Origin of the sequence: Streptomyces sp. NPDC046881, assembly GCF_040645015.1 — a bacterium.
GTDB lineage: Bacteria > Actinomycetota > Actinomycetes > Streptomycetales > Streptomycetaceae > Streptomyces.
The window spans coordinates 53,817-66,811 of record NZ_JBEYXJ010000014.1; the positions used below are offsets into that span (position 1 = coordinate 53,817).

Here is a 12,995-nt window from a genome sequence, read left to right on the forward strand (position 1 = left end):
CATACTGTGTACGGAAGTGGTACCGTACGGGGTATGGAAAAGAAGGTGAGACGCCCCCCGCGGGGAACGAGGAAGAGAGACGTCCCGCTGACGGAGGCCGGGATCTATGCCGCCGCCCTGCGGCTCATCGACGAGGACGGGGTCGAGGCGCTCACCATGCGCAGACTCGCCACCGCGCTCGACGCGAACCCGATGTCGCTGTACCACCACGTGCCGAACAAGGAAGCGGTGCTGCGCGGCGTCACGAGAATGGTCGGCGCCCAGTTCCGCACCGTGACGCTGGAAGACGCTCCCTGGCAGGAGCGCATCCGCCTGCTCGCAACTGACTTCCGGACCCTGGCGCACCGTCACCCCGAACTGATGGCCTACTCGTTCAGCCATCAGCCCGACTTCATCCAGCCCGACGACCCGTTCTGGACCGCGCTCACCGCGATCGTGGAGGCTGCCGGGGTTCCGCAGTCAGAGGTCTCGGAGATCGCGGCGCTGATGGTCGCCGTCGTCATCGGTGTCCTCGCCGCAGAACTGAACGGCGCACTCCACCAGTGGTCGACCCTCAAGTCCCACGGCCCTGAAGTCGACGAAGACGGGGCCGCGGACGCAGACCCTGGCTCTACGAGCGCGGCCCCTGAAGGCCCTGACCCGGACCACATGTTCCGTCTCGTGATGGACACGCTGATCACGGGCCTGGAAGGCCGCCTCACCGCCGGTCGTGACGGCCGGCACGCCGGCCATTGAGCCAGTCGGCCTGAGACGCTGCGCCCCAGGCGCCGGCGCCTGAGGCGCGCCCGCAGTCGGGCGATATCAGGCTGCGACACACGGGAGCCACCCCGTCACATCGGGTGAGACCGCCCGCGGGGTGGTTCCACACCCAGCCCCTACACGGCAGCCGTATGCCGACGCTGAACCGTGAAATGACCATGGTCGTTGGCTTGTTCCTGGTCTCCCTCCTGAGGGGGGAGACCGTCGGCCTCGTCGAGCTGAATCACCCGCGTCATCCGTTCACCGAGGCGGCTACGCCGCCGAGTGCTCCCGTCCGTGAGCGCGAAGTGGCGCCCCGTACCGGATGAGACCTCCCCGATCTCTCGATCCGTTCTTCTCTCTCTTCCTCCACCCCCCATTCGCTGTCCGGAGGGCTGCCCCCCATGTCCCAGAACGCCACCGTCGCTGCTTGCGGCGCCGAGACCACACCTGAGAATGTGCCCGACCTGTCGCACCGGCGTCGCTGGTGGATTCTGGTGGTCATTTCCCTGTCGATGCTGATGGGTGTCCTCGACGGCACCATCGTGAACATCGCCCTGCCGTCCGCCCAGCACGACCTCGGCTTTTCGGACGCCGACCGGCAGTGGGTGGTCACCGCCTACGCGCTCGCCTTCGGCAGCCTGCTGCTGCTCGGCGGCCGGGTCGCGGACCTGGTCGGTCAGAAGGTGACGTTCCTGGTGGGGCTGGCCGGCTTCGCGGCCGCTTCCATGGTGGGAGGTGCGGCGAACGGCTTCGCCATGCTCGTCATCGCGCGCGCCGTCCAGGGCCTGTTCGCCGCCCTGCTGGCCCCGTCCGCGCTGTCGCTCCTGATGACCACCTTCACCGATCCGCGCGAGCGGGCGAAAGCTTTCACCGTCGCGGGCTCGATCGCCGGTGCCGGCGGAGCCATCGGCCTGATCCTGGGCGGCGTGCTGACCCAGTATCTGGACTGGCGCTGGACCATGTACGTCAACGTGATCTTCGCGGGGGTGGCGTTCGCCGGTGGGGCGACCCTGCTGCACCGCACCCCGCGCGACACGCCCTCCAAGCTCGACGTCCCCGGCACCCTGCTGGCCTCCATCGGACTGTTCTGCCTGGTCTACGGGTTCTCGAACGCCGAGACGCGTGGCTGGGGCTCGGTGGCGACCTGGGGCATGCTGGCGGCCGGAGCCGTACTGGTGGCCGTCTTCGTGTGGTGGCAGAGCAGGGCGGCGTCTCCGCTGCTGCCCCTGCGGATCCTGCTGGACCGTAACCGCGGTGCCTCCTTCGCCGCCCTCTTCGTCACCGGCGCGGGCATGTTCGGCGTGTTCCTGTTCCTGACCTACTACCTGCAGCAGAGCCTCGGCTACAGCGCTCTGAACACCGGCTTCGCCTTCCTGCCCATGATCGTGGCATCGTCGTCCGCCTCCGCCGTGGCCAACAACGTCCTGGTGGCGCGCATAGGACCGAAGCCGGTGGTCCCGCTGGGCATGGCCATAGCGGCCGCCGGGCTGATCTGGATGACCACACTGGACCTGACCAGCGGATACGTGACGCAGGTACTGCCCCAGTTGGTACTCGTCGGCATCGGGCTGGGCACGGTCATCGCGCCCGCCATGAGCCTGGCGACCTCCGGCGTGGAGGCCGCCGACGCCGGCGTCGCATCGGCCGCAGTCAATACCCTCCAGCAGGTGGGCGGTTCCATCGGCATCGCCTTGCTCAGCACGATGGCCTCCGACGCCGCCACCGGCTACCTCTCCGGCCGCAATCCCAACAACCCCGGCGTGCTGGCTCAGGCCGGCCTGGAGGGCTATTCCACTGCCTACTGGTGGTCGGCGGCCGTCTTCGTCGCCGGCCTGGTCATCACCGCCCTGCTCTACCGCCGGGGTGTGCCCCAGCAGAACGAGAACGCCGCACCTGTCGTGCACATGTAGCGGGACGAGCAGTGCTTTGAGGGCCCACCTTCGACGGGGGCGAACAGGGTCCTTGCGGCTCCCCTCACCTGCTCAATGGATGTCCCATAGTGGCTGCGACTCGGGTTCTATCAGCGGAAGGCGTACCAGGTGGAAGATCGAACAGATCCGCGTCTCTTGCGCAGTCGTCAGGCCATGGTCGCGGCGGCCACCGCGTTGCTCACGGAAGGTGGGCTGGAGGCCGTGACACATCAAACGGTTGCGACTCGTGCCGGCGTCGGCAGGGCAACCGTCTACCGGCACTGGCCGAGCCTTCTCGACCTCCGCCTGGCCGCGCTGGAGGCCGGCATGCCCCCTCTCCCTCCGGTACCCGAGGAGCTTCGGGCCGCTTCGGGCAACGATCCGCGAGCGGAGCTCATTTACCGCCTGAACGTGCTCGCCGAGCGTTGGGACGACGAGCAATCGAAGGCCGTCCTTGCCGCGGTCCTCGGGGGCTCACGGCACGACGAAGGTGTGCGCCGCCTCCGGGAGTCACTGCTGAACCAGATCGCCGACGCCCTGCGTCCCGCGGTTGCCACAGCCGTCGAGCGCGGCCAGCTCCGGCCCGACGTCACCCCCGAGACATTCGCCATGGCCACCGCGGGGCCGCTGTTCTTCGAGCGCTTCTTCGTCGGGAACCACCTGGGGCGCGACACCGTGAACGCCGTCGTGGACGCCGCTTTGCGAGGTTGGCGGGAGACGAGGTCGTATACGGCGTACAGGCAGGTGGCGCCGATGTCCCCGGCCTCTTCGATGGCCGGGTCTGTGGAGGATTCGGCGGACAGGCGGATGACGACGTCGTCCAGGTGGGTGAGGAGTTCGTCGGGCGGCAGGTCGATGTCGGCCAGGGTGCGGACGGCTGTCCGCAGCGCGACGCGGGCTCCGGACAGGGGGATGACGTCGGACCAGTCGCCGCCGGCGCCGGCCGGGGCCCCTGCGGGCAGGTAGCGATAAGCGGTCTCCACGGCCGACTGCTGTGCGGTGTGCTGCGGGAGCAGGCTGCGCTGCAGGGTGAGGGCAGTCGCGCGTGTGTGTAGCGGCGGGCATTGTCGACAGCCACCGCCGCCCTGGCGGCGATCTCCTGCGCGAGGAGCAGGTCCTCGTCGTCGAAGAGGTCGGGGTTGCGGTGCCGGATGAAGTGCGCGACGCCCAGGGTGGAGTCTCGGGCCCGCAGCGGCACCACCAGCGTCGAGTGGGTCCGGTGGTCGTCGGCGCCGTCGGCGTCACGGGCGCCGGCGGGCCGGCGTGCCGGGAGGGCTGACCGGTGTCCAGGGCGCGAGCCGACGGCGAACCGCGCGGGCTGACGTGAAGCTGCTCCGGTCGGATCGTCAATGCCGGGTCGCCGCCCTCCACCACTGATCGTTGAGCGACCCGGCGGAGCGTCGGAAGGCCGCTCACAGGGCCGTCATTTTCGCGCATCACGGAGTCGAGCAGGTCGACGGTGACGAGGTCGGCGAAATTCTCGGTGGCGAGGGCCGCCAACTCCTGGGCTGTGCGGGCGATGTCCAGCGTGGTGCCGATGCGCCTGCCCGCCTCGTTCAACATCGATAACCGCCACTGCAGCCGCCGGTCCCGTTCCCGCTGGTAGACCGCCACGTCCTGCTCCGACATGCGATCGACGTACCCGGCCGTCGTCGTGATCAGCTTCCGCGTCGCTGCACTGATCAATTCGGCGTCGTCGGTCAGCCGGGGCATCTCTTCGAGTAGCCGGTCGAGCATGACACCTTGCCCCAGCCGGAAGGACCGCAGTATCACGCTGACGGGTGTCCCGTGCCGAGCAAGTCGGCGCGCGGCGTTGCTGCCGCTCACCCAAGCGAGAACTGTTCATCGGGCAGTCGCCCGTCCCAGTAGGAGTCCATGAGTCGAGCAGTTCAGCAGGCTCGGCCGGCACTCCGGCTGACCGCTCCGTCCCTGCGGCAGAGCCTGCCGATGCGTGGCGAGCTGCGGAGCGCGGGAAGGTGGGCGATGCGACGCAGGTAGCGGGTTGCCGCGTGGCGGCTGGTCTCACCGGGGCGGGTCGGCCGCGGAGTCGCGGCGAACATCCTGACCGAGGCCGGCTTCGGCCTGGCCGCCCTCGACGCCACGACTGCGGACATCCACTCACCATGGCGGTGAACACCGAGGCGCAGACGTCCGTGTGCCTGCCTCAGGTCGCACCATGCCAGGACTCACCCTTCGGCGAGGAGGTGTGCCAGCAAGCGGTCGAAGTCGCTGTGGCCGAGCTCGGCCCCCCCGGGGCACCACTGCCTCCGTTTCCTGCAGGAACGCGTTGACTTCCTGCGCTGGGGCCTTGAGCAGGGCCGTACCGGACGGCGGGTTGAGAAGGATGTACAAGTCGCGGCGGCCCTCCTCGCCGGCGGGCCATATGCGAACGTCCCCCTCGCCGGCGGGACCCTCCAGGCCGTCGATCAGCACATCGCGCCCGATGATCCATTCCGCCGGCTCGTCGCTGTCGACATCGGTGGTGAATGCGGCATGGACCACATAGGGACGTGGCCAACGGTGGTTGCCGGGCAAAGGGTGCCCTTTGTCTCAGCGATCGACGCTGTACCGGTTGTGGTGGTAGTGAACCGACTCGTCACGGTCCCCACCTCGACGCCGGCCGCGGTTGCCGGGGTCCGGTCACGCAGGGCAGAGCCGTCCTTGGACCGGAACGGCATGCGTGACCACACAGGTGCCCTGCTTATGGGTCGGTATCGATGCCGGCAAGGGCCACCACTGGTGGGTCGCCATCGACGACACCGGAACCACCATCGCAGGGTCGCCGGATACCGGCCCTTCTGGCCGCGTCACTCGTGGCAGGCCGACCGTCAGCGCAAGGGTGAGTCCACGGTGGGCGTCAGGAGGGTCTCGTCGAGGCCGACGATCTGGCTGATGTCGAATCCCTCCATGTCCGCGCGGAATTCACGGTGCTTGGCCATACCGGGAATGTGCTGGGCCCAGATCTTCTCGTAGGCGGAGAGCGCGTCGGAGTTGCGCAGGGTGTAGACGCGAAGCTGGTACTGGGGCATGACACTGGTTCCTCTGCTTCAGAGCATGGATGGTCGGCGGTCAGCCTCGGGGGAGGAAGTGTGCCAGTTCGGCATCCCAGTCGATGAGTCCGGACTCGGTGCCCCGTGGCACCAGAGCCTGGGTGTCCTGAAGGAAGGACGAGATGTCCTGCACGGGGACCTCGAGCAAGGCGGTGCCTCCGGAAGTACCGAGGGCGATGTAGATCGACTCGTCACCCCGCCCTGCGGCCGACCAGATCCGGACGTCCGCGTACCCTGCGGAACCCTCCAGACCGTCGGCAAGCAGGTCACGCCCCAGGACCCATTCGACCGGCTCGTCGCTGTGGACGAAAAAGGCGGCACGGACGACGTAGGGATCTGCAGGCTCGTACCGCAGCCGCATGCACAAGGGCTGTGAGTAGGTGCGCGAGACGACGAGCTGCGCGGTCACCGCCCGAACCACGGTCCTCGAAGACTCCATGGGCATTCACTCCAAGGGAACCCCCCTTGCCTCGGCTGCGCCCCGGCGCTCGTGGCGACAAGCACGCATCGAATCAGGAGGTGTTCAGCAGGGCCCGGGCGCCGGACAGCATCGGCGGACCGCGGGGGTCGTGGCGTCGCGGCAGTTGGGCGACGCGCGCCTGTGGTACGAGGTGGTGCCGCAGGCAGGTTCAGAGGGGAGCAGGGAGCAGGCTCTCGCTCGATCACCCGCCCGGGCGGCCGGCAGGGGACCGCTGATCCGTGACCAGCGGTCGTATCCCTGCCGCCGACAGGCATCAAGGCGAGGGGTACAGCCTCCGCTCAGGGGCACAGGCGGGACCCGTCCTACCGGTCACCGTGGTTCCGGTCGTAGCGGTCCCATCCGTAGTAGTCCTGGTCACCGCGGTTCCAGTCGTGGTGGTCCCAGGCCCGGCCGTCGCGCTCGTAGCGGTTCCGGTCGTGCCGGTAGGACCTGTCGGACTTCCATCCGCACCGCTCATCGTCCCAGCGGTAGCAGCGACCGTCGCGGCTGTGCCAGAGGGAGCCGGCGACATGGTCGTCGTGGTGCCAGCCGCGCTGTCCGTCCCAGCAGTAGCCCTGCTCGATCAGGTAACCCACGCCGTGGTCCCAGCGGTAGTCGGTGGCGTTGACGCCGACGGCCGACCGCTGGACATGCACAGAGGCGGGAGTCGCGGCCGAAGCGGTGCCCCCGGCACCGACAACGGCGACACCCGCGACCGCCACGGAGGAAACGGCGACAGCAATCCGCTTCGTGAGCTTCTTCATGATCTTTCCTTCCGGTTGGTGCGATCTGCACCAACGGCTGCTTTTGCAGGCGATGTGAGGCGCCTGGCGTTGGGTGGCGTTGTCTGCCAACAGTTCCATACGTTGTATGGAATCGCCCTGCCAGGATAACCATACGACGTATGGAAATGGGGAGACGGTGACAGTGACTCGGGTCACCCGGACCACCTGGCTGAAGGAGGCGTACCTGCACACTTCTCAGCAACTGGAAGGCTGTTCCGGGGAGTTGGTCTCCTTCACCCCTCACCCTGCCGGCCCGAATACCAGCTCTCGATCACAAGGCATGCAGGGACTCAGCCCTGGCCCCATGCTGGAGAGGAGGGGGGTGTGACAACGGAGGAAGAAGTGGTGGAGATGCGGACCGTTGTCGACCTCACACGCTGCCAGGGCTATGCGCAGTGCGTGTTCCTCGCGCCGGAGGTGTTCGAGCTGCACGGCGAGGAGGGGCTGCTGTACGCCACGGCCGTGCCCGACGATCAGGTGGAGCGTGTGCGCCAGGCCGCGGCAGCGTGCCCGGTGCAGGCGATCCTCCTCGGGGAAGAGGTGAGCACCGGTGCCCGGTGACCTGACGGACGGCCGCATCGTCATCGTCGGCGCGTCGCTGGCCGGGCTGAGAGCAGCCGAGGCGCTGCGCGAGGAAGGGTTCACGGGCTCACTGACGGTGGTGGGGGACGAGCCCCATGCGCCCTACGACCGGCCGCCGCTGTCAAAGCAGGTGCTGCTGGGACAGGCGACGGCGGACACCCTCGAGCTGCCGATGCGGCGGGACCCGGACGCCGAGTGGCGCCTCGGCGTGCGTGCCACCGGTGTGGACCTGCTGGCGAAACGGGTGTCGCTCGAAGACGGTGAGTCCCTGCCCTACGACCGGCTGCTGATCGCCACCGGGACCCGCGCGCGGCCCTGGCCCAAACCGGAGGAAGGCGCGCTGGACGGCGTGTTCACCCTGCGCACGCGCGAGGACGGCGCGGGACTGGCCGAGCGGCTGGCCGCGAGGCCGGAGCGGGTGCTGGTGATCGGCGGAGGCTTCACCGGCTCGGAGATCGCCTCGGCCTGCCGGGAACTGGGCCTTGAGGTGACCGTCGCCGAACGTGGTCCCGCACCCCTGGTGGGCGCGCTCGGCGGCACCCTGTCCAAGCTCGCCGCCGTCATGCAGCGCAACCACGGCGTGGACCTGCGCACCGGGGTGACGGTCACCGCCCTGAACGGCAACGGCAGCTTCACCGGCGCGCAGCTGTCCGACGGCAGCCGCGTCGAGGCAGACGTGTGCGTCGTGGCCCTGGGGGCGATCCGCAATGTGGAGTGGCTGGCGGAGTCGGGGCTGGCGGCGGGCCCGCGCGGCATCGCCTGCGACGCAGGCTGCCGGGCTTTCAACATGTACGGGATCGTCACCGACGACGTCTTCGTGGCCGGCGACGTCTCCCGCTTCCCCCACCCGCTGTTCGGCTACCAGATGCTGTCCCTGGAACACTGGGGCAACGCGGTCGAGCAGGCCGAGGTCGCGGCCCACAACATGGTCAACCCCGGACCGCTGCAGCGCCCTCACCTGGCCATCCCGGTCTTCTGGTCGACCCAGTTCGGGCTCAACATCAAGTCGGTGGGCGTGCCCACCTATTCCGACCACGTGGTCATCGCCCAGGGCTCCCTGGAGGCACGCCGCCTGGCGATGGTCTACGGCTATCAGGGCCGGGTCACCGCAGCGGTCACCGTCGACATGGCCAAGGCGCTCGACTACTACCGGCACCTGATCGAGACCGCCGCCCCCTTCCCGCCCCCGCCCGGCGCGCAGGACCGCGCGATCGCGGCCGACATCACGATTCCCTCCGCCGTACCGGACCCCTCCGTGCTGTCCCACGGCCCGACCGTCGCACTCACCGGTCACCTCCCCGACCGCCGGCTGACGGTGGTGTAGCCCACGTCCCGCCCCCTACGAGGAGCCGCCATGGACTCCGCGACCCTGCTGGCACGGATCACCGACTACGCCAGCCGCCCCAACCCCTACCCGCTGTACGCGGAACTCCGCGAGGCCGGTCCCGTGGTGCCGCAGGCCGACGGCAGCTACCTGATCGGCACCTACCACCACATCGCCGCGCTGCTCCACGACCCACGGATGAGTGCCGATCCCCGCACCCGCGGCGAGGCAACCCACAAGCCGCCGTTCCTGCGGCTCGACGACCCCGAACACCACAGGCTGCGCACCCTCGCCATGCGGCCGTTCGGGCCCCCGCACAGCCCTGGCCGGGTCGACGGCATGCGCGGCGACATCGACCGGATCACCAGGGAACTGCTGGAGCCGTTCGAGGCGGGCCGGCAGATCGACATCGTCGACGACTTCGCCTACCCGCTGCCCGTCGCCGTGATCTGCCGTCTGCTCGGCGTGCCGCACGAGGACGAACCCCTCTTCCGGGCCTGTTCCGACGCGCTCGTCGCAGCCGCCGACGTCAGGCCCGGCGAGGACACAGCCGAGCAGGACAAGGCCGGCGACCAGGCGCGGATGGAGATGGGCGGCTACCTGTTGAACCTGGCGGAACAGCGCCGCGGCAAGCCGGGCGACGACATGCTCTCCGCCTTCGCCAACGAGCCGGACCCGGCCCTGCGCCTCACCGACGAGGAACTCGCGGAAACCGCCGTACTGCTCCTCATCGCCGGACACGAGACCACGGTCAACCTCATCACCAACGGCGCCCTCACCCTCCTGCGCCAACCCGAGCAACTGGACCGGCTGCGCCGGGAACCGGAGTTGCTCCCGCGAGCGGTGGAGGAGCTGCTGCGCTACGAGCCCCCGGTCCACATGCGTGAGCGCATCCCGCACGCCGACATCGACATCGCCGGCACCCTCGTCCCTGCAAGCGCGTCCGTCATTCTGGTGCTGGCCTCGGGCAACCGCGACCCGATGCGGTTCCGCGATCCCGACCTGTTCGACCCCGCCCGCCCGGACAACCAGCACCTCGGCTTCGGCAGCGGTATCCACGCCTGCTATGGCGGACCCCTGGCCCGCGTCGAGGCGTACGCCGCGCTCGGCGCCCTGCTTCCCCATCTCGGCAGCGCCCGCCTGGTCGAGGACCCGCCCCCGTACCGGCAGAACGCGATGCTCCGCGGACCCCGCCACCTGCCCATCCACCTGTGAAGCCGAGAGGGCACGGCGTCCTCGTCAGGCCACGGCGGGAAGGGGGCGCCGTACGCCGCCGCGGGCTTCGCCCGCGGAGATGCCAAGCATGTGCGGGAGCTTTCCGTCCGTGCCGGCCCAGACTTGCCTGCGCTGCAGCCAGGCGCTGAGTCGAAGGCGCGGCGGCGAGGAGCTGAGCCCGATCATCCGGGCTTGCAGACGTTCGTCCCACATTCCTGATCGTTCAATCAATGTCGACGATGGGCTTGACGATGAAAGGATTACATCTGACTATTTCATCATAAGTGGGCAGAATGTCGCATACAGACACATGCCCCCCGTGTGCCGCTCAACCGGACAACGCCGTTCACCACCACCGCTGCACACAGAGCTGCCGCGCCTCGTGCCGACGCTCCACCTCCGCACCGATGGGATGAACCGCGATGACGTACACCGACCAGACCGCCCTCGCCGAGCCGGCGTGCCCCCGTGAGATGCCCGACGCCGCGATAGCGATCGTCGACGCCGAGGGCACGGTGGTGGGGTGGACACAGGCAGCGCAGCAGCTTGTGGGGTATGCGGCCGGGGAGGTGGTGGGCCGGTCCGCCGTACACGTGCTGCCGCCCCCCGAGGAGGCCCACAGGGCCTCGGCGTTCGTCGAACAGTGCCGTGCGTGGGGTGGCTGGTCGGGGACGGCAGCGATCCGCCACCGCGGCGGCCGCACGCTCAGGGTGACGCTGCACATCTCGTTGTTGTGGGGGCAGGATGCGGGCAACCGGTGGCTGGTGTCCGTGACCGAGATAGGGTCCCTGTCCTCGGGGGCGACCGGAGGGCCGGTGCGGGAATCACTCCTTGCCCGAGCACCGATCGGCATCGTCGTCTATGACACGCGGCTGCGCTGTGTCTGGGTGAACGACGCCATGGAGCGTCACGACGGCGTGCCTCGTCACCGACGCTTCGGGCGCGGCCTGAAGGACTCGCTGCCCGCCATCGAGGCCGAAGCCCTCGAGGTCGTGATGCGGCAGGTGCTGCAGAGCGGGACCACGACGGTGCACGAGTACCGGGCGTGGCCGCCTGCGGATCGGCGCCGTGAGCATGCGTTCTCGGCCTCGTTCTTCTGCCTCCAGGGCGCGGACGGCGCGCCCCTGGGCGTGTGTTCCATGACCGTGGACGTGACCGGGAACAGGCGTGCGCGTGAGCGCCTCGCCATCCTCAGCGAGGCCGGCACGCACATCGGCAGCACCCTCGACGTGATGCGGACCGGTCAGGAACTGGCCGAGCTGGCCGTACCGCTGCTGGCCGACCACGCCATCGTCGATCTGGTGGAGTCTGTTCCGTTCGGCGTCGAGCCGTCGGCACGGATCGGCACAGCGAGTGGCCGTCCGCAGTCGATGCGCCGTGCCGGTGTGGCCTCCGTCGACCTGGGTGTCCTGGAGCTGCCGTGGGTGCGTGAAGAGGTGGTCCACACCCACCCGGACTCGCCGTTCACCGCCGCCGTGCGTACGGGCCGGTCCTATCTGGAGCCGGTGCTGGACACCCGTTCAGGCCCCTGGGTCGACCATGATCCGGTGCGGGCGCAGAAGGTGCGTGACAGCGGCATCCACTCCTTGATGGTCGTACCCATCCGTGCGCGGCGCTGCGTGCTGGGCCTGGCGCTGTTCGGCCGCTCCGTGGAGCAGACGCCGTTCCAGGAGGACGACCTGCTCCTCGCCGAGGAGCTGGTCACCCGCGCGGCGCTCTGCCTGGACAACGCGCTCCAGTACGCCCGTGAACGCACCGCCGCCCTCACGCTGCAACGAGACCTGCTGCCCCATCGGGTGCAGGGCGGTGCAGCCGTCGAGGTCGCATCGCGCTATGTGCCGGCCGACATGGACCACGGCGTGGGGGGTGACTGGTTCGACGTGATCGAGTTGTCCGGTGCCCGGGTGGCCCTCGTCGTCGGCGATGTGGTCGGCCACGGCATCAACGCCGCGGCGACCATGGGCAGGCTGCGCACCGCCGTGCGTACCTTGGCCGACCTGGACCTTCCCCCTGACGAACTGCTGGGACACCTTGACGACACGGTCCGACGGTTGAACGACGAGGACACCGATGACTCCGGCCAGGCCACCACGGTGGTGGGCGCCACCTGTCTGTACGCCGTCTACGACCCGGTCACCCGGCGGTGCACGATGGCGCGGGCCGGGCATCCACCGGCCCTGATCGTCGGTGCACAGGGCGAGGTCACCGTCCCCGACCTGCCCGCCGGAGCCCCGCTCGGCCTCGGCCTCGGGCTGGTGCCCTTCCAGTCCGTGGAACTGGAACTGCCCGAGGGAAGTGTGCTCGCCCTCTACTCCGACGGGCTGGTGGAGTCCCGCGACGAGGACATCGACGTCGGCCTGCGCCGCCTGTGCACCGCCCTGGCCCAGCCGGGTGGGTCGCTGGAGGACATGTGCTCGCGAGTGATGCAGGGCCTGCGGGGCCACGCACCGGCCGACGACGTCACCTTGCTCCTTGCCCGGACTTGCGCGCTCGAGCCCGCTCAGGTCGCCTCCTGGGACCTGCCGAACGAACCGGTCACCGTCCCGACAGCCCGGCGCCTGGCCGCCCGTCAGCTCAGGGACTGGGGTCTGGAGCCGCTCGTGACGCCCGTGGAGTCGATCGTCAGCGAACTGGTCACCAATGCCATCCGCCACGGCGACGGCCCCAGCCGCCTACGGCTCATCCAGCACCGGGTGCTGACGTGCGAGGTCTCCGACAGCAACACCGGCCAGCCACGCCCCCGCCATCCCCACACGCTCGACGAGCACGGCCGCGGCCTCCACCTGGTCGCACAGCTCTCGCGCAGGTGGGGCTCCCGTTCCGCAACGGACGGCAAGGTCGTCTGGGCGGAACAGGACCTGCCCTCCACGGCCGGCGCCCGGTGAGCGTCGGCCGTGGAGCGCGGTCGACAGCGAACGTCCGCGCATG

10 protein-coding genes and 3 pseudogenes are annotated in these 12,995 nt (G+C 69.4%); 7 read left to right on the forward strand and 6 right to left on the reverse strand.

Annotated elements, in window-relative coordinates; all coding sequences use genetic code 11:
* Window positions 1-33 precede the first annotated feature (33 nt).
* The 3 genes and pseudogenes from ABZ923_RS10040 to ABZ923_RS10050 form a co-directional block, all read left to right on the forward strand.
* Entirely contained in the window at window positions 34-735 is a 702-nt protein-coding gene (locus tag ABZ923_RS10040; protein WP_361469184.1) for a TetR/AcrR family transcriptional regulator, read from the forward strand.
* Between the two features lie 407 nt (window positions 736-1,142).
* Window positions 1,143-2,651 (forward strand): MFS transporter, encoded by a 1,509-nt coding sequence (locus tag ABZ923_RS10045; protein WP_361469187.1) that lies wholly within the window; start codon window positions 1,143-1,145, stop codon window positions 2,649-2,651.
* 174 nt (window positions 2,652-2,825) lie between these two features.
* Window positions 2,826-3,335 (forward strand): annotated as a pseudogene (locus ABZ923_RS10050) (TetR/AcrR family transcriptional regulator); the annotation flags it as partial.
* An 83-nt stretch (window positions 3,336-3,418) separates the two neighbouring features.
* Here the strand turns inward: ABZ923_RS10050 and ABZ923_RS10055 are convergent.
* The 6 genes and pseudogenes from ABZ923_RS10055 to ABZ923_RS10080 all read right to left on the reverse strand — a co-directional run.
* Window positions 3,419-3,634, reverse strand: a pseudogene (locus ABZ923_RS10055) (phosphatase); the annotation flags it as partial.
* 140 nt (window positions 3,635-3,774) lie between these two features.
* Window positions 3,775-4,029 (reverse strand): annotated as a pseudogene (locus ABZ923_RS10060) (phosphatase); the annotation flags it as partial.
* Between the two features lie 740 nt (window positions 4,030-4,769).
* On the reverse strand, window positions 4,770-5,153 hold the full coding sequence (locus ABZ923_RS10065; RefSeq protein ID WP_361469306.1) for an SsgA family sporulation/cell division regulator: 384 nt from the start codon (window positions 5,151-5,153) through the stop codon (window positions 4,770-4,772).
* 326 nt (window positions 5,154-5,479) lie between these two features.
* Window positions 5,480-5,680, reverse strand: a complete 201-nt coding sequence (locus ABZ923_RS10070) for a hypothetical protein (RefSeq protein WP_361469190.1) — start codon at window positions 5,678-5,680, stop codon at window positions 5,480-5,482.
* A gap of 40 nt (window positions 5,681-5,720) precedes the next feature.
* A complete protein-coding gene (locus tag ABZ923_RS10075) occupies window positions 5,721-6,110 on the reverse strand; it encodes an SsgA family sporulation/cell division regulator (RefSeq protein ID WP_361469192.1) in 390 nt (129 codons plus the stop codon).
* Between the two features lie 374 nt (window positions 6,111-6,484).
* On the reverse strand, window positions 6,485-6,925 hold the full coding sequence (locus ABZ923_RS10080) for a hypothetical protein (protein WP_361469195.1): 441 nt from the start codon (window positions 6,923-6,925) through the stop codon (window positions 6,485-6,487).
* A gap of 372 nt (window positions 6,926-7,297) precedes the next feature.
* On the opposite strand from ABZ923_RS10080, the gene ABZ923_RS10085 reads away from it, so the two are divergent.
* From ABZ923_RS10085 to ABZ923_RS10100, 4 genes are all read left to right on the forward strand, one after another.
* Window positions 7,298-7,507, forward strand: a complete 210-nt coding sequence (locus tag ABZ923_RS10085) for a ferredoxin (RefSeq protein ID WP_030176846.1) — start codon at window positions 7,298-7,300, stop codon at window positions 7,505-7,507.
* Window positions 7,497-8,852, forward strand: a complete 1,356-nt coding sequence (locus ABZ923_RS10090; protein WP_361469198.1) for an FAD-dependent oxidoreductase — start codon at window positions 7,497-7,499, stop codon at window positions 8,850-8,852. The genes ABZ923_RS10085 and ABZ923_RS10090 overlap by 11 nt, the downstream gene beginning before the upstream one ends.
* A 30-nt stretch (window positions 8,853-8,882) precedes the next feature.
* On the forward strand, window positions 8,883-10,067 hold the full coding sequence (locus ABZ923_RS10095) for a cytochrome P450 (RefSeq protein WP_361469201.1): 1,185 nt from the start codon (window positions 8,883-8,885) through the stop codon (window positions 10,065-10,067).
* Between the two features lie 422 nt (window positions 10,068-10,489).
* Window positions 10,490-12,952: a SpoIIE family protein phosphatase gene (locus tag ABZ923_RS10100; protein ID WP_361469204.1), complete on the forward strand. Its 2,463-nt coding sequence runs from the start codon at window positions 10,490-10,492 to the stop codon at window positions 12,950-12,952.
* The last annotated feature ends 43 nt before the right edge of the window (window positions 12,953-12,995 follow it).

Excerpts from the sequence above, each read along its gene's own strand:
- ABZ923_RS10080 (WP_361469195.1), bottom strand. The coding sequence starts at position 6,925 with ATGAAGAAGCTCACGAAGCGGATTGCTGTCGCCGTTTCCTCCGTGGCG.
- ABZ923_RS10085 (WP_030176846.1), top strand. The coding sequence starts at position 7,298 with ATGCGGACCGTTGTCGACCTCACACGCTGCCAGGGCTATGCGCAGTGC.
- ABZ923_RS10095 (WP_361469201.1), top strand. The coding sequence starts at position 8,883 with ATGGACTCCGCGACCCTGCTGGCACGGATCACCGACTACGCCAGCCGC.
- ABZ923_RS10045 (WP_361469187.1), top strand. The coding sequence starts at position 1,143 with ATGTCCCAGAACGCCACCGTCGCTGCTTGCGGCGCCGAGACCACACCT.
- ABZ923_RS10100 (WP_361469204.1), top strand. The coding sequence starts at position 10,490 with ATGACGTACACCGACCAGACCGCCCTCGCCGAGCCGGCGTGCCCCCGT.
- ABZ923_RS10070 (WP_361469190.1), bottom strand. The coding sequence starts at position 5,680 with ATGCCCCAGTACCAGCTTCGCGTCTACACCCTGCGCAACTCCGACGCG.
- ABZ923_RS10040 (WP_361469184.1), top strand. The coding sequence starts at position 34 with ATGGAAAAGAAGGTGAGACGCCCCCCGCGGGGAACGAGGAAGAGAGAC.